The 20,901-nt window shown below is 61.7% G+C and carries 16 protein-coding genes; 14 read left to right on the forward strand and 2 right to left on the reverse strand.

From position 1 onward, the window contains the following. The first annotated feature begins 2 nt into the window (after positions 1-2). The 12 genes from PG898_RS01455 (at position 3) to accA (ending at position 15,152) form a co-directional block, all read left to right on the forward strand. Positions 3-860, forward strand: coding sequence for a phosphatidate cytidylyltransferase (locus PG898_RS01455; protein ID WP_041206258.1), 858 nt, complete (start codon positions 3-5; stop codon positions 858-860). After that, positions 860-2,056 carry a 1-deoxy-D-xylulose-5-phosphate reductoisomerase gene (gene ispC / locus PG898_RS01460; protein WP_270823371.1) on the forward strand — a complete coding sequence of 399 codons (1,197 nt, stop codon included), beginning with the start codon at positions 860-862 and terminating at the stop codon, positions 2,054-2,056. Before PG898_RS01455 ends, ispC begins: the two co-directional genes overlap by 1 nt. A 76-nt stretch (positions 2,057-2,132) precedes the next feature. Further along, the gene (gene rseP, locus PG898_RS01465) at positions 2,133-3,485 is read left to right on the forward strand and encodes a sigma E protease regulator RseP (RefSeq protein WP_270823372.1); all 1,353 of its coding nucleotides are present in this window, start codon (positions 2,133-2,135) and stop codon (positions 3,483-3,485) included. A 34-nt stretch (positions 3,486-3,519) separates the two neighbouring features. Then, on the forward strand, positions 3,520-5,943 hold the full coding sequence (gene bamA / locus PG898_RS01470; RefSeq protein WP_270823373.1) for an outer membrane protein assembly factor BamA: 2,424 nt from the start codon (positions 3,520-3,522) through the stop codon (positions 5,941-5,943). Positions 5,944-6,085: 142 nt separating this feature from the next. Further along, positions 6,086-6,598 carry an OmpH family outer membrane protein gene (locus PG898_RS01475; RefSeq protein WP_042649524.1) on the forward strand — a complete coding sequence of 171 codons (513 nt, stop codon included), beginning with the start codon at positions 6,086-6,088 and terminating at the stop codon, positions 6,596-6,598. 3 nt (positions 6,599-6,601) lie between these two features. Next, entirely contained in the window at positions 6,602-7,621 is a 1,020-nt protein-coding gene (lpxD, locus tag PG898_RS01480) for a UDP-3-O-(3-hydroxymyristoyl)glucosamine N-acyltransferase (protein ID WP_216366611.1), read from the forward strand. Positions 7,622-7,645: 24 nt separating this feature from the next. Next, the gene (fabZ, locus tag PG898_RS01485; RefSeq protein WP_041206255.1) at positions 7,646-8,107 is read left to right on the forward strand and encodes a 3-hydroxyacyl-ACP dehydratase FabZ; all 462 of its coding nucleotides are present in this window, start codon (positions 7,646-7,648) and stop codon (positions 8,105-8,107) included. A gap of 2 nt (positions 8,108-8,109) precedes the next feature. Beyond that, positions 8,110-8,901, forward strand: a complete 792-nt coding sequence (gene lpxA / locus PG898_RS01490) for an acyl-ACP--UDP-N-acetylglucosamine O-acyltransferase (RefSeq protein WP_161507452.1) — start codon at positions 8,110-8,112, stop codon at positions 8,899-8,901. Continuing rightward, positions 8,894-10,033: a lipid-A-disaccharide synthase gene (gene lpxB, locus PG898_RS01495; protein WP_270823375.1), complete on the forward strand. Its 1,140-nt coding sequence runs from the start codon at positions 8,894-8,896 to the stop codon at positions 10,031-10,033. The genes lpxA and lpxB overlap by 8 nt, the downstream gene beginning before the upstream one ends. Before the next feature lie 79 nt (positions 10,034-10,112). Beyond that, positions 10,113-10,703: a ribonuclease HII gene (rnhB, locus tag PG898_RS01500; RefSeq protein WP_270823376.1), complete on the forward strand. Its 591-nt coding sequence runs from the start codon at positions 10,113-10,115 to the stop codon at positions 10,701-10,703. 2 nt (positions 10,704-10,705) lie between these two features. Further along, positions 10,706-14,185: a DNA polymerase III subunit alpha gene (dnaE, locus tag PG898_RS01505; protein ID WP_005330830.1), complete on the forward strand. Its 3,480-nt coding sequence runs from the start codon at positions 10,706-10,708 to the stop codon at positions 14,183-14,185. 16 nt (positions 14,186-14,201) lie between these two features. Beyond that, on the forward strand, positions 14,202-15,152 hold the full coding sequence (gene accA, locus PG898_RS01510) for an acetyl-CoA carboxylase carboxyl transferase subunit alpha (RefSeq protein WP_005330832.1): 951 nt from the start codon (positions 14,202-14,204) through the stop codon (positions 15,150-15,152). Positions 15,153-15,227: 75 nt separating this feature from the next. On the opposite strand, the gene PG898_RS01515 is transcribed toward accA, so the two are convergent. Both PG898_RS01515 and PG898_RS01520 read right to left on the reverse strand, forming a co-directional pair. After that, positions 15,228-16,634, reverse strand: a complete 1,407-nt coding sequence (locus PG898_RS01515) for an MATE family efflux transporter (RefSeq protein ID WP_270823377.1) — start codon at positions 16,632-16,634, stop codon at positions 15,228-15,230. A 101-nt stretch (positions 16,635-16,735) separates the two neighbouring features. Then, positions 16,736-17,644: a LysR family transcriptional regulator gene (locus PG898_RS01520; protein ID WP_270823416.1), complete on the reverse strand. Its 909-nt coding sequence runs from the start codon at positions 17,642-17,644 to the stop codon at positions 16,736-16,738. Between the two features lie 497 nt (positions 17,645-18,141). On the opposite strand from PG898_RS01520, the gene PG898_RS01525 reads away from it, so the two are divergent. Continuing rightward, entirely contained in the window at positions 18,142-19,434 is a 1,293-nt protein-coding gene (locus tag PG898_RS01525; protein WP_161507448.1) for an HAAAP family serine/threonine permease, read from the forward strand. Positions 19,435-19,569: 135 nt separating this feature from the next. Beyond that, positions 19,570-20,847 carry an L-methionine/branched-chain amino acid transporter gene (yjeH, locus tag PG898_RS01530; protein WP_270823378.1) on the forward strand — a complete coding sequence of 426 codons (1,278 nt, stop codon included), beginning with the start codon at positions 19,570-19,572 and terminating at the stop codon, positions 20,845-20,847. The last annotated feature ends 54 nt before the right edge of the window (positions 20,848-20,901 follow it).

A 20,901-nucleotide genomic window follows, 5' to 3' on the forward strand; every position in this document is an offset into this window, starting at 1 on the left:
TTTTGCTAAAACAACGAATTATTACCGCATTACTGTTAGTACCCCTGGTGTTGGGGGCACTGTTTTTCCTGCCATTGAAATTCTTTGCCCTGCTCGCTGCCTTGGTCTTTCTGCTGGCCAGCCGTGAATGGAGCGCCTTCGTCTCTGCCCAGCCGCAACAATGGTTGCCGCTGGTGTTCTGCCTGTTGCTCGGTGCCAGCCTGTTCTGGGTGCCGGTAGAGCAACTCTGGATCCCCCAGCTGCATCCGCTGGTGATGGGCGTGCTCTGGACCGCCATCAGCTGGTGGCTGCTCGGGCTGCTGCTGGTGCTGCGCTACCCCCGCAGCGCCAGGCTGTGGAAGGAGTCCGTCTGGCTCAAGTCCCTGTTCGGTCTGGTGACCCTGGTGCCCTTCTTCTGGTCCCTGGTGGCCATCCGTGGGTACAACTTCTATCACGACCCCATGATGGGGGCCTGGATCCTGCTGTTCGTCATGGGCCTGGTCTGGGCGGCAGATTCTGGCGCGTATTTTTTCGGCAAGGCGTTCGGCAAGCACAAGCTGGCCCCGGCCGTCAGCCCGGGTAAAACCATAGAGGGCATGTTGGGCGGACTCTTTACCGCCAGCGTGCTGGCCATCGGCGTGACCTGGTTCATGGGCTTCGTGCCGGCCAAGATGGGGGTGGTACTGCTCTGCTCCCTGCTGGCGGTGCTGGCGTCCGTGCTCGGCGATTTGACCGAAAGCATGTTCAAGCGGGAGGCCGGCATCAAGGATTCCGGCACCCTGCTGCCGGGCCACGGCGGCATTCTCGATCGCATCGACAGCCTGACGGCGGCGCTGCCCGTCTTCCTGCTCAGCTATCTGTTACTCGGTCAGGAGTTCTGATGCGCAATCTGGTCATTCTGGGAGCCTCCGGCTCCATCGGTCAGAGCACCCTCAAGGTGCTGCGGCAGAATCCGGGGCGCTGGCAGGTGCTGGCGCTGACTGCGGCTCGCAGCGTGGACGCCATGGTGCGGGACTGTCTCGAATTCTCCCCCCGTTTCGCCGTCATGGTGGATGAGAACGCCGCCAGCGATCTGGCCGGGCGCCTCAAGACCCACGGCTGCGCCACCCGGGTGCTCTCTGGTCAGGCTGCCCTGTGCGAAGTGGCCGCTCACCCTGACGCCCACAGCGTCATGGCGGCCATCGTCGGTGCGGCGGGTCTGGCACCCACTATGGCCGCCGTGCGTGCCGGCAAGCGGATCCTGCTGGCCAACAAGGAGGCCCTGGTGATGTCCGGTGCCTTCTTCATGGAGGCGGTACGCCACCATGGTGCCGAGCTGCTGCCCATCGACAGCGAACACAATGCCATCTTCCAGTGCCTGCCCGAGGCTATTCAGCGCGAGCCGGGCTTCTGCGATCTGGCAGGGGCGGGCATCAGCAAGATACTGCTGACCGGCTCAGGCGGCCCCTTCCGCTATACCGACATCGACGAGCTGGCCAGGGTCACGCCGGCCCAGGCGGTGGCGCACCCCAACTGGTCCATGGGGGCCAAGATCTCGGTGGACTCCGCCACCATGATCAACAAGGGGCTGGAGTACATAGAGGCGCGCTGGCTGTTCAACGCCCTCCCGGAGCAGATCCAGGTGGTGATCCACCCCCAGTCGGTGATCCACTCCATGGTGCAGTACAAGGACGGCTCTGTGCTGGCCCAGCTCGGCAACCCGGACATGTGTACCCCCATAGCCCACGCCCTGGCCTACCCGGCCAGGATTGAGTCCGGTGTGGAACCTTTGGATTTCTTCAGTGTCGGAGAGTTCAGCTTTATCCGCCCCGACTACGCCCGTTATCCCTGCCTGGCACTGGCCATGGCGGCCTGCCAGCAAGGGCAGGCGGCGACTACCTCTCTCAATGCCGCCAATGAAGAGGCCGTCGCGGCTTTTCTTGCAGAGCGCATTGGATTTATGGATATTGCCAGAGTCAACGAATCCATCATGACGACACTGGGCACCAGTGCCGCAGGTTCGCTGGAGGATCTGATTGCGCTGGATGGCAGGGCCCGTGCCCATGCCCAGCAACTGATAGAGGAGCTTGCCGTATGAACGGACTGTGGTGGCCTGGTGCCGCTCTCTACGCCCTCGAGCGCCGAACTGGACATGACCCCGAGGTGATCGGCTGATGGGCGCGTTGTTATGGAATATTGGTGCCTTCATCGTGGCCCTGGGGCTGCTGGTGGCGGTGCATGAATTTGGTCACTTCTGGGTAGCCCGCCGCTGTGGTGTCAAGGTTGAGCGTTTCTCCATCGGCTTTGGCAAGGCTATCTGGCGCCGCGTCGGCAAGGACGGCACCGAGTATGTGCTGGCCCTGATCCCGCTGGGTGGTTACGTCAAGATGCTGGACGGCCGGGTCGACGAGCTCAAGCCGGGGGAGGAGGCACAGGCCTTCAACCACAAGAGCGTCTGGGCGCGAATGGCCATCGTCGCGGCCGGCCCCATGGCGAACTTCGTGTTCGCCCTGTTCGCCTTCTGGCTGATGTTCATGATAGGCGTGCCCAGCGTCAAGCCGGTGGTCGGCGAGGTGCGCCCGGCCTCCATCGTGGCCCAGGCCGGCATCGAGCCCGGCATGGAGATCGTCGGCGTCGGCGACGAGCAGACCGGGGACTGGGAGAGTGTGACCTATGCCCTCATCAGCCATCTGGGTGATGATTCGGTCCAGCTCAGGCTGAAGGCGCAAGGCGCCAGCTACGCGGTGGACAAGACACTCATGCTGGGGGATTGGACCTTCGATCCGGACAAGGAATCTCCCATCGGCAGCCTGGGGATAGTACCCCTCGGCGGCAAGGTGCTGCCGGTGGTGCAGGCCATAGTGCCCTCGAGCGCCAGCGAGAAGGCGGGCTTGCAGGTGGGCGATCGCATCAAGGGCGTGGGGGATCAGGCGATCACCGAATGGGCTGAGTTTGTCCTGCGGGTGCAACAATCACCGGAGCAGCCACTGCAGGTGACGGTGGAACGCGGTGGCAGCGATCTGACCCTGACTCTGACCCCGGATGTGAAAAAAGTACGGGGCCAGCTGGTCGGCTTCGTCGGCTTGTCGCCGCAACTGGTTCCATTACCGGATGAGTATCGAGTTCTGTTACAGTATGGGCCTTTGCAAGCCTTGTGGCATGGGGTCCAGAAGACCTGGAGCCTGATCACGCTGACCTTTGACATGATCGGCAAGCTGATCGGTGGCATCGTCTCCCTGGACAACCTGAGCGGCCCCATCTCCATCGCCAAGGGTGCCGGCAGCAGCGCAGATTACGGGTTGGTCTATTTCCTCGGTTTTCTGGCGCTCATCAGTGTCAACCTGGGGATCATCAATCTGTTCCCCCTGCCGGTGCTGGATGGAGGCCATTTGGTCTACTTCCTCATCGAGGCAGTCACCGGCAAGCCGGTACCAGAAAAAATTCAGGAAATTGGGTTCAGGATAGGCGCCGCCATTCTGATGTTACTGATGGGCATTGCGCTGTTTAATGATTTCGCTCGCCTCTGAGGCTAGAGCATCAACAAGGACACATAAGAACAAAATGGCTGTTAAAAAAGCATTGGTGTTGAGTTGCCTGCTGGGAGCCAGCTTCCTGGCTCAGGCGGCCCCTGCCTCTTTTGTGGTGCAAGACATTCAGGTCGAGGGTCTGCAGCGGGTGACCCTGGGCGCCGCCCTGTTGAATCTGCCGGTCCGGGTCGGTGACTCAGTGGACTCGGTGGCCCTGGCCAACGCCATCAAGAAGCTCTATGCCTCCGGCAACTTCGAGGACGTCAAGGTCTATCGTGACGGCCAGGTGCTGCAAGTCGTGGTGAAGGAACGCCCGACCATCTCCAGCATCGAGTTTTCCGGCAACAAGGACATCAAGGAGGAGCAGCTGACCCAGAGCCTGGAGTCCTCCGGCATCCGCGTCGGTGATCCCCTGGATCGCACCGTCCTGAGCTCCCTCGAGAAGGGACTGGAAGATTTCTACTACGGCGTGGGCAAGTACTCCGCCAAGGTCAAGGCCATCGTCACCCCGCTGCCCCGCAACCGGGTCGACCTCAAGTTCACTTTCGTGGAAGGGGAAGCGGCCAAGATCCAGCAGATCAACATCGTCGGCAACCAGGTGTTCCCGGAAGAGAAACTGCTGGCCCAGCTCTCCTTGAAGGACGATGTGCCCTGGTGGAACTTTACCGGTGATCAGCGCTATCAGAAGCAGAAGCTGGCCGGTGACATCGAAGTGCTGCGCTCCTACTACATGGACCGCGGCTACATCCGTTTCGCTCAGGAGTCCACCCAGGTTTCGATGACCCCTGACAAGAAGGGCGTCTACGTCACCCTGAACATCAAGGAAGGGGATCAGTACAAGGTCTCCGGCGTGCAGCTCAAGGGCGATCTCATCGACCGTGGCAGCGATATGAAGGGGCTCATCCCCATCGAGGTCGGCAGCGTCTACTCCGCCAGCCAGGTGACTCACACCGAAGAGGTACTCTCCAAGTTCCTCGGCCGTTATGGCTACGCCTACCCCAAAGTGGTCACCTTCCCCCAGGTCAATGACCAGACCAAGGAAGTGGAGCTGATCGTCAACATAGAGCCGGGTCCCCGGGTCTATGTGCGCAACATCAACTTCAGCGGCAACGTCACCACCAAGGACGAAGTGCTGCGTCGCGAGATGCGTCAGATGGAAGGCACCTGGCTCTCCTCCGACAACGTCGAGCAGTCCAAGACCCGTCTCAACCGCCTCGGCTTCTTCGAGACCGCGGAAGTGGACACCAAGCGGGTGGCGGGCAGCGACGATCAGGTCGATCTGGACTTCAAGGTCAAGGAGCAACCGGCAGGTTCCATCAACGCCGGCATCGGCTACGGTACCGAGTCTGGTCTGAGCCTGCAGGCGGGCCTGCAGCAAGACAACTTCATGGGGACCGGCAAGAAGATTGGCATCAACGCCAGCACCAACGACTACTCGAAGAACATCGACCTCAGCTACAACGATCCCTACTTCACCGTCGATGGCGTCAGCCTGGGCGGCCGCCTCTACTACAACAAGTTCAGTGCGGCCGATGCCAACATCGTTGACTACGAGAACACCACCATAGGTTTCCGCCTCTCCAGCGGTTTCCCGGTCAACGAGAACAACCGTCTCGACTTCAGCCTCGGCTACGAGAACAACAAGCTGTCCCAGCCCAACCCCTATGTGCAGGTGGATGAGTTCTGGAAGGTCTACCAGGCCAACCTGGACGGCGACAACCGCATGGTGTTCAACACAGTGGACGTCACCGCTGGCTGGACTCGCTCCACCCTCAACAAGGGTCAGTTCCCGACTGCCGGTGACCGTCAGCGGGTGAACGCCAAGGTGACTGTGCCGGGCATGGACCTGCAGTACTTCAAGCTCAACGCCGAAGACTCCCATTACTTCCCGTTTGATGCCGACCACCAGTGGGTCATGCTGGCCAAGGCCCGCGCCTCTTACGGCAATGGCTACGGCAGCAACGGTGACTACGACCACGTGCTGCCCTTCTTCGAAAACTACTACGCCGGTGGCTTCGACACCCTGCGTGGCTTCAAGAGCAACACAGTCGGTCCGAAGGCGCTCTACTACTACAACCTGGGCGGTAACGACGTGATCCAGGGTACCGACAGCTCTGTGGGGGGCAATGCCCTGGCGGTGGCCTCCCTCGAGATGATAGTGCCGACGCCGTTCGCGTCTGAAAGCTACCAGCCGCAGCTGCGGACCAGCTTCTTCATCGATGCCGGTACCGTGTGGGATACCACCTTCGAATATGGCCAGTACCAGAACCGTTGCTTCAGTGGTTGCAACTATCTGATGGATTACTCCGACCCCAGCAATATCCGGATGTCGGCCGGTCTGTCACTGCAGTGGCTCTCTCCCATGGGGCCCCTGGTGTTCGTGCTGGCGCAGCCGCTCAAAAAATACGAAGGGGACGATACCGAAGTCTTCTCCTTCAACATAGGCCGTACCTTCTAAAGGCGGGCCCGCCCCCACCAGGGGGTATTCAATGATGGGACGCGCAGCGTGCGTGCCTCACCAGGTAACAAGCCGGTCCCAGAGATCGCTTGCACAATCAGGTAAATCAGGTAGCCCTCGACCGAGGGACCAAGGAGTAAGTGTGAATAAAGCGTTGAAAGTAGCTGGTTTGAGTTTTGCACTGATGGCTGCCGGTATGGGCTCCGCCTGGGCTGAGACCAAGATCGCCGTGGTCGACATGGGCGAAGTCTTCCAAAAGCTGCCCCAGCGTGAAGCCGTGGCCAAGAAACTGAAGGGCGAGTTCGAGCCGCGTATGCGCGAGCTGCAGAAACTGGAATCCGACGGTCAGGCTCTGGTCGAGAAGTTCAAGAAGGACGAAGCCTTCATGAGCAACGAACAGAAGAAGCAGAATCAGGAAAAACTGGCCAAACTGCAGATGGAGTTCAACCAGAAGCGTCAGGCGTTCGAGCAGGACAACGGCCGTCGTCAGTCCGAAGAGCGCAACAAGATCCTGACCAAGGTGCAAGCTGCCATCGATTCCATCGCCAAGAGCAATGGTTATGATCTGGTGCTGGAGCGCAATGCTGCGCCCTATGCCGCCAGCAAGCTGGACATCTCCAGCCAGGTTATCTCTCAGGTAAGCAAGAGCAACTAATTGATGGTATTCACTCTCGCACAGCTGGCCCAGCAACTGGGGGCCGAGGTCCATGGGGATGGGACCCGGGAAATCCGCAAGGTAGCGACACTGGAAAAAGCCGGGGAGGGGGAGATTGCCTTCCTGTCCAACAAGAAGTACCGGCATTTCCTGGAGCAGAGCAAGGCGACTGCCGTGCTCATCACTGAGGCGGACCTGCCGTTTTGCCCCACCAATGCCCTGGTGCTCAAAGACCCCTATGTGGGCTTTGCCCGGGTAGCGCAACTGCTGGACACCACCCCGCAGCCGGCCACGGATATCCATCCGAGCGCCGTCATCGCGGCGGATGTGCAACTGGGCGAGAGAGTGGCCATCGGCGCCAATGCGGTGATCGAATCCGGCGTCGTGCTGGGTGATGATGTGCGCATCGGCCCGGGCTGTTTCGTTGGCCAAAACACCCGACTGGGAGCGCGCTCCCGGTTGTGGGCCAACGTCACCCTGTATCACAACGTGACTCTGGGCACGGATTGTCTGGTGCAAGCCGGCACCGTGATCGGGGCCGACGGTTTCGGTTATGCCAACGAGCGTGGCGAGTGGATCAAGATCCCCCAGCTTGGCGGCGTGACCATCGGCAACCGGGTGGAAATCGGTGCCTGCACCACCATAGACCGCGGTGCCCTGGAAGACACCCGCATTGCGGACAACGTCATCATCGACAACCAGTGCCAGATCGCCCACAACGTCGAGATTGGTTACGGCACCGCCGTGGCGGGCTCGACCGTGATGGCCGGTAGTCTCAAGGTCGGCAAATACTGTATCATTGGCGGCGCTTCCGTCTTTAACGGGCACATGGAGATCTGCGACCAGGCCACCGTCACCGGTATGGCCATGGTGATGCGACCCATTACCGAGCCCGGTATCTACTCTTCCGGCATCCCCCTGCAAACCAATAAAGAGTGGCGCAAGACCGCCGCCCGGGTGATGCGTATCGAAGAGATGCACAAGCGGTTGAGCCGACTTGAGAAAAAGCTGGATCAAGAATAATCACGATTGGTATAGGGTACTGTTTTGACTACTGAAAAGAAAAGCCTGGGGATCCAGGAAATCATGGATCTGCTGCCCCACCGTTATCCGTTCCTGATGGTGGACAAGGTGGAAAATTACGAGATCAGCGATGAGCGCAAGACCCTGCGCGCCATCAAGAACGTCTCGTTCAACGAGCCGATCTTCCAGGGGCACTTCCCGGCGAAGCCGGTGTTCCCCGGCGTGCTGATCCTGGAGGCCATGGCCCAGGCGACCGGTATCCTGGCCTTTACCATGGTGGGCAAACCGTCCCCCAACGAGCTCTATTACTTCGCCTCCATCGACAACGCCCGCTTCAAGCGTCCGGTCGGCCCTGGTGATCAGCTGGTGCTGGACGTGGAGTTCCTGAAGGAACGTCGCGGCATCGCCAAGTTTACCGGCGTTGCCACCGTCGATGGTGAAATTGTCTGTACCGCCGAACTGATGTGCGCCAAACGCGAGGTGTAACCGTGATTGACCAGACTGCCATCATCCACGATACCGCCATCGTCCATGAGTCTGCCGTGATTGGCAAAGGGGTGGAAATCGGCCCCTTTACCGTCATCGGTGCCGAGGTGGAGATCGGTGACGACACCTGGGTGGGTTCCCACGTGGTGATCAAGGGCCCGACCAAGATAGGTCGTGGCAACAAGATCTTCCAGCACACCTCCATCGGTGAGGATTGCCAGGACAAGAAGTACGCCGGTGAGCGCACCTTCCTCGAGATCGGCGACAACAACGTGTTTCGTGAGAACTGCACCGTGCACCGCGGCACCACCCAGGATCAGAGCCTGACTCGGGTCGGCAGCGGTAACTTGTTCATGGTCAACGTGCACGTGGCCCATGACTGCATGATCGGTGACAACTGCATCTTCGCCAACAACGCGACCCTCGCGGGCCACGTTCACATCGGTGACTTCGTGATCTTCGGCGGTCTGTCTGCCATTCACCAGTTCGGCCGCGTCGGCTCCCACGCCTTCGTCGGTGGCTGCGCCGCCCTGAACAAGGACGTGCCGCCCTACGTGATGGCTGCCGGCAACTACGCCAAGCCGTTCGGGGTCAACTCCGAGGGGCTGCGTCGTCGCGGCTTTACGCCTGAGGCCATCTCGGCCGTCAAGCGTGCCTACAAGGAGATCTTCCGCTCCGGCAAGACCATCGAAGAGGTGCTGCCGGTGCTGAGCGAGATGGCGGCCACCGAGCCGGCCGTCCAGCTCTATGTGGATTTCCTCAAGGACAACGAGCGCGGGATCATCCGTGCCTAAGCCCATCCGCATCGGCATCGTCGCCGGAGAGACCTCCGGCGACATCCTGGCCGCAGGGCTGGTGCGCGAGCTGCAGCGCCGCTATCCGGATGCGCAGTTCGAGGGGATAGCCGGGCCGCGCATGCAGGCCCTGGGCGTCAAGGCCCTGTTCGAGATGGACGAGCTCTCCGTCATGGGCATCAGCGAGGTGCTGGGACGTCTGTCCCGGATCCTCCAGGTGCGCCGCGAGCTGCTGCGCCACTTCATTGCCAATCCCCCGGACATCTTCGTCGGGGTGGATGCACCGGATTTCAATATCGGGGTGGAGCTGAAACTGCGCCGCGCCGGTATCAAGACGGTCCACTATGTCAGCCCCTCGGTCTGGGCCTGGCGTCAGGGCCGCATTCACAAGATCAAGGCCGCCACCGACATGGTGCTCGCCTTCCTGCCGTTCGAGAAAGCCTTCTACGACCGTTTCGATGCTCCCTGCCGCTTCGTGGGGCACACCATGGCGGACGACATCCCCCTGGTACCGGATCAGGCCGCCGTGCGCAAGGAGCTCGGCATCGATCCCGCCCGTCGCTGGCTGGCGGTGCTGCCTGGCAGCCGGCATGCGGAGGTAGCCTTCATGGCGCCGGTCTTCCTCGAGGCGTGCAAGCATCTGACGGTGCACTGCCCGGATCTCGGCTTCATAGTGCCGCTGGTGAACGAAACGCGGCGCGAGCAGTTCCTCGCCATCAAGGCCGAGGTGGCGCCGGATCTCGACATGGTGCTGCTGGATGGTCAGGGCCGTGAGGCCATGATCGCCGCCGACGTGGTGATGCTGGCGTCCGGCACCGCCGCGCTGGAAGCCATGCTGGTGAAGCGGCCCATGGTGGTGGGTTACAAGCTCAAGCCGCTCAGCTACTGGCTGGCCCAGTGGCTGGTGAAGACGGAGTATGTCTCCCTGCCGAATCTGCTGGCGGACAGGATGCTGGTGCCCGAACTCATCCAGCATGAGTGCACCCCGGCCAACTTGGTGGAAGAGGTCAGCAAGTTGCTGGAGCACGACAACAGCGAGCTCATCGCCACCTTCACCAAGTTGCACCAGAAAATCCGCTGCAACGCCGATGTGCAGGCCGCCGAGGCGGTTGCCGAGCTACTCGACAGATAGGATGGCTGGCGGCGCGCTTTTGGCGTTATGTTGTGCTGATACTGGCCCTGCGGGGCCGGTTTTGATTCAAGGCTGTGATATGACGATCGATATTCCACAAGACAAGCTGGTTGCCGGGGTTGACGAGGTGGGTCGCGGCCCTCTGGTGGGTGACGTGGTCACCGCCGCGGTGATCCTGGATCCCGCGAACCCGATCGAAGGTCTTGCCGACTCCAAGAAGCTCTCCGAGAAGAAACGCCTCGCCCTGTACGGCGAGATCAAGGCAAAGGCCCTGGCCTGGTCCATAGGCCGTGCCACCCCGCAGGAGATCGACGAGCTCAACATACTGCACGCTACCATGCTGGCGATGCAGCGCGCCGTGGCGGGCCTCTCTATGACACCTGAACTGGTCTTTATCGACGGCAACCGCTGCCCGGCTCTGCCGATGGAGGCGCGCGCCGTGGTCAAGGGCGACAGCCTGGTGGCCGCCATCAGCGCCGCCTCCATCCTTGCCAAGGTGACCCGGGATGCCGAGATGACCGAGCTGGATAGCCGCCATCCCGAGTACGGCTTCGCCCGCCACAAGGGTTATCCCACTGCCGAACACCTCGCCATATTGGCTGAGCGCGGCCCCCTGCCCGAATATCGGCAGAGCTTCAAACCGGTGCGCCGGGCTCTGGGGATCGAATAACCATGGCCGATCCTCGCTTCGTCCACCTGCGGGTCCACTCCGACTTCTCCATGGTCGATGGCCTGCAAAAGATTGGCCCCATCGTCTCGGCGGCCGCGGCCAACAACATGCCGGCGCTGGCCCTGACCGATCAGATGAACATGTGCGGTCTGGTGCGCTTCTATGGCTCCGCCCACGGCAAGGGGATCAAGCCCATCGTCGGTGCGGATTTCTGGGTGCAGAGCGATGAGCTCGGCGACGAGCAGTTCCGCCTCACCCTGCTCGCCATGGACAACGACGGCTACCAGAACATCACCTTGCTCATCTCCCGCGGCTACCAGCGTGGCCACGTGCAGGGGCGACCCGTCATCGACAAGGGCTGGCTGGTCGAACACGCCAAGGGGGTGATAGTGCTCTGTGGCGGGCGCGAGGGGGATCTCGGCAAGTTCCTGCTCAAGGGCAACCGCCAGATGGTGGAGCAGAGTCTCGCCTTCTACCAGACCCACTTCCCGGATGCCTACTACCTGGAGCTGCTGCGCACCGGCCGACCCGACGAAGAGGTCTACCTGCACATGGCGGTGGCCATCGCCGCCGAGTTCGATCTGCCCGTGGTGGCCACCAACGAGGTGGTATTCCTCGGGGCCGACGACTTCGATGCCCACGAGATCCGGGTCGCCATCCACGACGGCTACACACTGATGGACAAGCGCCGTCCGCGCCGCTACAGCCCGCAGCAGTACCTGCGCAGTCAGGAAGAAATGTGCGAGTTGTTTGCCGACATCCCGGAGGCGCTGGAAAACACGGTGGAGATCGCCAAGCGCTGCAACGTGACGGTGCGTCTGGGGGAGTATTTCCTGCCGAACTTCCCGACCGGCGACATGACCACCGAAGACTTCCTGGTGATGAAGTCCAAGGAAGGGTTGGAAGACCGCCTGGCCTTCCTGTTCCCGGATCCCGAGGTACGCGCCGCCAAGCGTGGCGAATACGACGAGCGCCTCGACATCGAGCTCAAGGTGATCAACCAGATGGGCTTCCCGGGTTACTTCCTCATCGTGATGGAGTTTATCCAGTGGTCCAAGGACAACGGCATCCCCGTTGGCCCGGGTCGGGGATCGGGGGCGGGGTCGCTCGTGGCCTATGCCCTCAAGATCACCGATCTGGATCCCCTCGAGTTTGATCTGCTGTTCGAACGTTTCTTGAACCCCGAGCGGGTTTCCATGCCCGACTTCGACGTCGACTTCTGCATGGACAGACGGGACGAGGTGATCGAGCACGTCTCCGAGATGTATGGCCGGGAGGCGGTGTCCCAGATCATCACCTTCGGCAGCATGGCGGCAAAGGCTGTGGTGCGGGATGTGGGCCGTGTGCTGGGCCACCCCTATGGGTTCGTGGATCGCATCTCCAAGCTGATTCCACCGGATCCGGGCATGACGCTGGCCAAGGCGTTCGAGGCCGAGCCCAAGCTGCCGGAGCTCTACGAGCAGGACGAAGAGGTCAAGGACCTCATCGACATGGCGCGCCGGCTGGAAGGTGTGGTGCGCAATGCCGGCAAACACGCCGGTGGCGTGGTGATAGCCCCCACCAAGATTACCGACTTCGCGCCGCTCTACTGCGACGATTCCGGCCACCACCCGGTGACCCAGTTCGACAAGAACGACGTGGAGTACGCGGGTCTGGTGAAGTTCGACTTCCTGGGGCTGCGGACCCTCACCATCATCGACTGGGCGCTCGGCATGATCAACCCGCGCCTCGCCAAAGAGGGCAAACCGCCGGTCGACATCGCCGCCATCCCCATCGATGACAAGAAGTCGTTCGCCCTCTTGCAGCGCTTCGAGACCACGGCGGTATTCCAGCTTGAATCTCGCGGCATGAAGGATCTCATCAAGCGGCTGCAGCCCGACTGCTTCGAAGACATGATAGCCCTGGTGGCGCTGTTCCGACCGGGCCCGCTGCAGTCCGGCATGGTGGACAACTTCATCGAGCGAAAGCACGGCAAGGAGGCTATCTCCTACCCGGACGAGAAGTGGCAGCACGAGAGCCTCAAACCCATACTGGAGCCCACCTACGGCATCATCCTCTACCAGGAGCAGGTGATGCAGATAGCTCAGGTGCTGGCGGGTTATACCCTGGGCGGCGCGGACATGCTGCGCCGGGCCATGGGCAAGAAGAACCCCGCCGAGATGGCCAAGCAGCGTTCCGGCTTCGAGGAAGGGGCGGTCAAGAACGGCGTCGACGGCGAACTGGCGATCAAGATCTTCGATCTGGTGGAGAAGTTTGCGGGTTACGGCTTCAACAAGTCGCACTCCGCCGCCTACGCGCTGGTCTCCTACCAGACGCTCTGGCTCAAGACCCACTTCCCGGCCGAGTTCATGGCGGCGGTCATGACCGCCGACATGGACAACACCGACAAGATAGTGACGCTGGTGGACGAGTGTCAGCGCATGGGGCTCACCGTCATACCCCCTGACGTGAACACCGGCCGCTATCGCTTCTCGGTCAACGAAGATGGCCATATCGTCTACGGTATCGGTGCGGTGAAGGGGGTCGGCGAGGGCCCCATCGATGCCATTCTCAGCGCGCGGGATCAGGATGGCCCGTTCCGCGACCTGTTCGACTTCTGCAACCGGGTCGACATCAAGAAGCTCAACAAGCGGGTGATGGAGAAGTTGATCCTCTCCGGCGCCATGGACCGGCTCGGCCCGCACCGCGCCGCCCTGATGGCGACGCTGGAGGAAGCCATGCGCGCCGCCGAACAGCACGCCAAAGCCCAGGCGGTGGGGCAGGTCGACATGTTCGGGGTGCTCACCGAGGAGATAGACGACGTCAAGAAGGCGTTCGCCAACGTGCCGCACTGGCCCGACAAGGTGTGGCTGGAAGGGGAGCGCGAGACCCTCGGGCTCTACCTGACCGGCCACCCCATCAACCAGTACAGCAGCGAGCTGCGTCGCTATACCTCGGGCCGTTTGTGCGATCTGCACCCCACCTCCCGGGACACAGTGACCACGGCGGCGGGGCTGGTGATCGCGGCCCGCAGCATGGTGACCAAGCGCGGTAACAAGATGGGGATCTTCACCCTGGACGACAGATCCGGCCGTCTGGATGTGACCCTGTTCAGTGAAGCGCTGGAAAAATACGAAGAATTGATGCAAAAAGACCGTATTTTAGTGGTTTCTGGACAGGTCAGCTTTGATGACTTCTCCGGTGGCCTTAAAATGTCGGCCCGCGAATTGCTGGATATCAACGATGCGAGGGAGCGTTTCGCCAGGGCGATCCGCATTTCCCTCGATGAACAACGCATTGACGAACGCTTTTTCCCGCGTTTGTGCGAGATTTTGGAGCCCGCCCGTGCCGGAGTCTGTCCGGTTCAGGTAAACTATCGTCGGCCCGGCTCCCGGGCGCGATTGACGCTCGGTACCGAGTGGCGGGTGACGCCCACCGATCAACTGATAGATGACTTGCGAGTCCTGCTTGGACGAGAGCGGGTTGAATTGGTTTTTGATTAGAGGATCTATTGTCCCTATGAGTCTTTTTCTGGATTTTGAACAGCCGATCGCCGAATTGCAGGCACAGATCGATGAACTTCGCCATGTGAGCGAGCACAACAGTGCCGTGGATCTCAGCGAAGATATCCGTCGGCTGGAGAAGAAAAACGAAGAGCTGACCAAGAAGATCTTCGGCGATCTGGGTGCCTGGCAGGTGTCCCAGATGGCACGTCATCCCCAGCGCCCCTACACCCTCGACTACATCGAGCAGATCTTCACCGACTTCGACGAGCTGGCCGGTGATCGCGCTTATGCCGATGACAAGGCCATCGTCGGCGGCATCGCCCGCCTGGACGGTGAGCCCGTCATGGTGATTGGTCAGCAGAAGGGTCGCGAGACCAAAGAGAAGATCCGTCGCAACTTCGGCATGCCGCGCCCGGAAGGGTACCGCAAGGCTCTGCGCCTGATGGAGATGGCCGAGCGCTTCAAGATGCCGATCATCACCTTCATCGACACCCCGGGTGCCTATCCCGGCGTGGGTGCCGAGGAGCGTGGCCAGTCCGAGGCCATCGCCCGCAACCTGAAAGTGATGGCCGGCCTGACCGTGCCCGTGGTCTGCACCGTGATCGGTGAAGGCGGCTCCGGCGGCGCGCTCGCCATCGGCGTCGGCGATCGCGTCAACATGCTGCAGTACTCCACCTACTCCGTCATCTCGCCGGAAGGGTGCGCCTCCATCCTGTGGAAGAGCGCCGACAAGGCCCCGGTGGCCGCCGATGCCATGGGCATCACGGCCCAGCGCCTGAAGGAGCTGAAGCTCATCGACAGCATCGTCGAAGAGCCCCTCGGCGGCGCCCACCGCAATGTGGAGCTGATGGCCCAGCGCCTGAAGGATCGCATCAAGCAAGACCTGGCGGCCTTGCGCCCGCTGGACAGCGACCAGTTGCTGGAGCAGCGCTACCAGCGCCTGCTGGGTTACGGCTACTGCTAACACCCCTCTGCATCTGTTGTGAAAAGTCCCCGCATTGCGGGGACTTTTTTTATGGGCGGCAGAAAACCTGAGGTCTCATCTCGTCATCACCTCTTTCCTCACCTGTACCAGGGGGCGGCGCGGGTGGCGGGGGGCTTTGGCCTGCGTGAGGCGACTCCACTCCCGCCACAGCAGCCAGCACAGGGGCGGGGTCAGCAGCAGTACGGTTGCGGGCTGGGCCAGCAGCACACCGTCGCGGCCCCACCAGAGCGGCAGCAGGAAGATGAGGGGCAGCAGCAGTGCCGTCTTGGCGGCCGAGATGACCAGGGCCTGGCGGGTGCGAGCCATGGATTGCAGCAGCACTATGCCGAACATGATGATCCCCTCCAGCGGTATGGCGGCGAGGTTGAGAGTCAGGCTGCTGACGGCGGCGGCCAGCAGCTCGGCATCCTGATCCCCGGTGTAGAGCATGGCGACCTGGCGGGGCAGTAGCTGGATCAGCAGCCAGACCACCAGACCGTAGATGAGAGTGATCTTGAGCCCCATGGCCATCAGGAATCTGAGATCCCGCTGGCGTCCGGCGCCGGTGGCCTGGCTGATCAGCGGCTGAATGCCGAAGGCCAGCCCCTGCAGGATCACGATGAACACCGCCTCGGTGTAACCGGCCACGGTGAAGCCCGCCAGATCCTTGACCGAGCCGTGCACCATCAGCTGGCTGTTGTGCAGCAGCAGCAACAGTCCCAGGTTGAACTGGGCGATCAGGCTCGGCAGCCCGGTGAACAGCAGGTTGGGCATGGCCGGGAAGCAGGGCACCAGCTGGCGCCATTCCAGCCGCAACCTGGCGCGGGAGGTAAAGAAATAGCCAAGGCCAAGCAGGCTGACCACCCCTTCCGAGATGAGGGTGGCCTGGGCCGTGCCCACCAGTCCCAGCCCCAGGCGGCCGACCATGATGTAGTTGAGCAGTATGTTGAGCAGGGCACCGCCGCTCACCAGCACCATGGCGAGGCGAGGTCGGCCGTCGTTGCGCAGCAGATAGGGCACCGCCAGGTTGCTGGCCAGCAGCAGGGTGCCACCCCCAATCCAGGTGAGGTAGTCGCTGGCCTGCTGCCAGGCGTCGCTATCCTGGTCAATGCCCAGGGTCAGCAGGATGTTGATGTGCCAGTGGTGCAGCAGTAGCGGTGCTACCGTGCCCAGGATCAACAGCAGCCAAAGCGCATTGACCAGGGCCTGGCGAGCCAGGGTGAGGTTTCTGGCGCCCTGTTGGAGGGAGATGGCAGTCGCCGCCCCCATGGCTATCATGGCGGCGAGGCCGATCAGCACCATGATGACCGGATAGACCAGGTTGATCCCGGCGAGACCGGCGGCCCCCACATAGTGGCCGACGAAGATGCCATCCACCAGGTAATAGGCACCGGAGACCAGCATGGCCATGATGGAGGGGAGGGCATAGCCCCAGAAACGACGGGTCATGGCCCGCTGGCGGCGAATGAAATAGGCTGACATAGCTGTGCTTCTGCGGGTTGGGGGATCGAAGGCACAGTGTAGATTCTTATCTTTCTATTGATAATCCGGTGTTTATTTGATGGATTGATGAATATTGCTCATCAGTTTTGCGGGCTATGATGGGCCTTCAACATGTCTATCAGGGCCCGCAGGCCTTGGCCCAGCTGGTGGCGACTGGGATAGTAGAGATGGAAGCCGGCAAAGGTGGGGCTCCAGTCGGACAACACCGTCACCAGTCGCCCCGCCGCCAGGGCGTCGCTCACTTCCTCCTCATAGCAGTAGGCCAGTCCCAGGCCCGCCTCGGCCGCCCCCAGGTAGAGGGCGGGGGTGCTGGTGGTCAGCGGCCCGCTCACCTCGATCTCCAGCAGCTCGCCATCGGCGGCAAAGGCCCAGCGATAGTGGTGATGGGGGGTGAGGCGATAACCGATGCAGTCGTGCTGGCGAAGATCCGAGGGGTGGCGAGGGATGCCGCGCCTTGCCAGGTAGTCGGGGGAGCCCACCACCAGGTAGCGCTGCAACGGACCCAGGGGCACGGCTATCATCTCCTTGGGCAGTATGTCCCCATAGAAGAGGGCGGCATCATAGCCATCCTCGATGAGGCGCGGTATCAGCTCCAGCTCCACCACCTCCACCTGCATGCGCGGATAGCGCACCAGATAGTCGATAAGCACAGGGGCCAGCACCTCCTGAATGGCGGCCCTGGGCGCACAGATCTTCAACCTGCCGACCGGCTCATCGCCATGGCGAGTCAGTTCCTCCAGCGCCTCCTCCAGCTGACCCAGGGTCGGCAGCAACTGCGTCAGCAAGCGTTCCCCCGCATCGGTCGGCACCACGGCCCGGGTGCTGCGATTGAGCAACCTGATCCCCAGACGACTCTCCAAGCCCTTGAGGGAATGGCTCAGGGCCGAGGCCGAGACCCCGAGTTCGAGGGCGGCCCTGCTGAAACTGCGGTGGCGGGCGACGGCGGCAAATACCGCCAGTTCGGCAAGATCGGTGCGGGTGATGGTCATGTTCAGCAAGCGGCAGAGGGGGAAAACCAAGGGTACGCCAAGGGAGGGCGGGAGACAATCGGCACGCTGTCGCGGGGGTTGTAACTGCTTTGTTGCTCTTTTCAGGGGTGTTTTAAACCACCACCTATTTTTGATTTGTTAAAAAAATTTCGCAACATGGCGTATGTAATGTGATCTTGCTCGTTTGAAAGGCGACTGGAATCAAATTTTGGTTGATTAATTCAAAAAAACGCTGTGATTAATAGGGCCTTTTAACTAGAGTCAGCTCATCGGATGAGGTGGCCGTTGCCGATTTGTTAAATGGCGCGAGCGACACCCTCAGCATCACGATCTCATGCCTTCGTTTGTTGCGATTTGGTTGTCACATGGAGTGATGGCCAAATGGCCGGGGCCTGAGAATAAAAAAGGACGAACAGCAGGTGTTCCAGGGAGAGGGAACCGGGCCCATGCCCACCGACTAGTAAGAATCCACTTTCCTTGATGACAGGAACATCCCTATGTCTGACATGAATATTGCAGTTGAAGGCAGCTTGAGCAACGCCTCCTCCCGTGGCATCAACAAGGCCGATCTGGTCTGGATGCTGGGTCTGTACGGTACCGCCATCGGTGCCGGTGTCCTCTTCCTGCCGATCAATGCCGGCGTCGGTGGCCTCTGGCCACTGGTGGCCATGCTGGTGCTGGCCCTGCCGCTGACCTTCTTCGCCCACCGCGGCCTGACCCGCTTCGTGCTGTCCGGCTCCACCCGTGATGGTGACATCACCGAAGTAGTGGAAGAGCATTTCGGCAAGACCGCAGGCAAGTTCATCACCCTGCTCTACTTCTTTGCCATCTACCCCATCCTGCTGATGTACTCGGTGGCCATCACCAACACCGTAGAGAGCCTGATGGTTCACCAGCTGGGCATGACGGCGCCTCCCCGTGCCATCCTGTCGCTGGTGCTGATCCTGGGTCTGATGGCGATCGTTCGCCTCGGCGGCCAGGTGATCGTCAAGGCGATGAGCGTGCTGGTGTTCCCCTTCGTGATCACCCTGATGGGCCTGGCGCTCTACCTGATCCCGCACTGGAACGGTGCCATTGTGACCGAAGCGCCTGCGCTGTCCGAAGCCTTCAACGGTGACTTCATCAAGACCCTGTGGCTGGCCATCCCTGTCATGGTGTTCTCCTTCAACCACTCCCCGATCATCTCCTCCTTCGCGGTGGACAACAAAGGCCGCTACGGCGAGAAGGCGGAGAAGAAGTGCAGCAACATACTGCTGGGTGCCCACGTCATGATGGTGATGACAGTGATGTTCTTCGTATTCAGCTGCGTACTGAGCCTCTCCCCGGCTGACCTGGCGGCTGCCAAGGAACAGAACATCTCCATCCTCTCCTACCTGGCCAACCACTTCGACAACCCGGTGATCGCCACAGTGGCACCGCTGATCGCCCTGGTTGCCATCAGCAAATCCTTCCTGGGTCACTACCTGGGTGCGCAAGAAGGCATGAACGGCCTGATGGCCAAGGCGCTGCGCGAGAAGGGCAAGAAGGTCGAGATCAAGCAGCTGAACAAGGTGACCGCTGTCTTCATGATCCTGACCACCTGGGCCATCGCCACCATCAACCCGAGCATCCTCGGCATGATCGAAGACCTGGGTGGCCCCATCATCGCCATGCTGCTGTTCCTGATGCCGATGTACGCCGTCGCCAAGATCCCGGCCATGCGCAAATACGCCGGCAACCTCAGCAACGGCTTCGTGACCCTGATTGGCCTGATCGCCATGTCCGGCATCATCTACAAGCTGATTGCCTGATAATTCCGGTTACGCTGTTGAATGAAGAAGCCGCCTCCCAAGAGGCGGCTTTCTTGTTTGCGGCGCAGAGTGCTTAACAAAGCCGTGGTGGCGGCCTAACATGGCAGGATGTTTTTCTAGACGGGACAAAAGGATATGTCTGGGTTGAAAAAGGATCTCGGGCTCTGGCAGGGGATGGGGTTGCTCGCCACCTCATTGCTCGGCACCGGGATCTTCGTGGTACCGGCGACAGCGGCGTCGCTGGCGGGAGGGGCGTCGCTGTGGGCCTGGGTGCTGCTCATCGTACTGGTGCTGCCCATCGCCTTTACCTTCGCCCGCCTCGGGCGCCGCTATCCCCATGCGGGCGGGGCGCCGCACCTCATCGGGCTCGCCTTTGGCAACGGTGCCGAGCGTTTCTCCGCCTTCCTGTTTCTGGCGGTGCTGCCGGTGGGGCTGCCTGCCGCCCTCACCATAGCCGCCGGTTTCTGGCACGCCTTGTTCGACATGGGGGAGTTGACCCTGTGGGCCATCCAGCTGCTGACCCTGCTCGGGGTCTTCCTGCTGGGGCTGCGGGGGGCGCGCTCCTCCGGCAACCTGCAACTGTTGATTGCCCTGGCCATATTGGGGCTGACCCTGCTCATCTGGTTCAAGGGGGATCTCAGCTGGCGCGACGCCGCCCGGCCGCTGCCGACGGCCGCCGAGTGGCCCGCCATGGGCACGGCGCTGGCGGTGATGTTCTGGTGCTTCGTGGGGCTGGAAGCCTTCGCCCACATGGGGGAGGAGTTCAAGCGACCGGAGCGGGACTATCCTTTGGCCCTGCTCGGCGGCGTGCTGCTGGCGGGGCTCATCTACTGGGTGCACTCCCTGGTGGTGCTCAAATACGGCCTCTATGGGGACGAGGCGACCAATGCCACCGCCATCCCGGCCCTGCTCTCCCTGCTGTTCGGCCCCACCGCCAAGTGGCTGGTGGCGGTGCTCGGCTACCTCTCCTGCTTCGCCAGCATCAACATCTACCTGCAAGGGTTTGCGCGCCTAATCTGGAGCATGGCGCGCGAAGGCAAGCTGCCCGTCTCCCTGGCCCGGCTGTCGGCCCGGGGCGCGCCCCTCAACGCCCTGTGCTGGGTGCTCGCCATCTGCCTCGTCTCCATCACATTGATCCTCTGGCTCAGGCTGCCGCTCGATGAACTCATCCGCTACGCCAACGGCAACTTTGTGCTGGTCTATCTGCTCTGCATGGCGGCGGGCTGGCGTCTGCTTGGCGGCACGGGCAAGGGGCTGGCGGGGGTGAGTGTCTTGCTCTGCGCGGCCGTGCTGGTGGCGCTCGCCTCCCAGGTACTCTACGCCGTCGTGCTCAGTCTGGGGTACGCCTGCTTCTCCCTGTGGCGGCGCAGGCGCCGTCGCGCGGCGTCAGGCGACGTCTGCGCCATCAAGTGAGCCCTCCTCTGGATGAGAAAAGCCCCGCAGTGCGGGGCTTTTTGCTGGCTATCA

This window comes from Aeromonas sp. QDB31 (assembly GCF_027707605.1).
In the GTDB taxonomy this organism is placed as follows: Bacteria; Pseudomonadota; Gammaproteobacteria; order Enterobacterales; family Aeromonadaceae; genus Aeromonas; species Aeromonas media.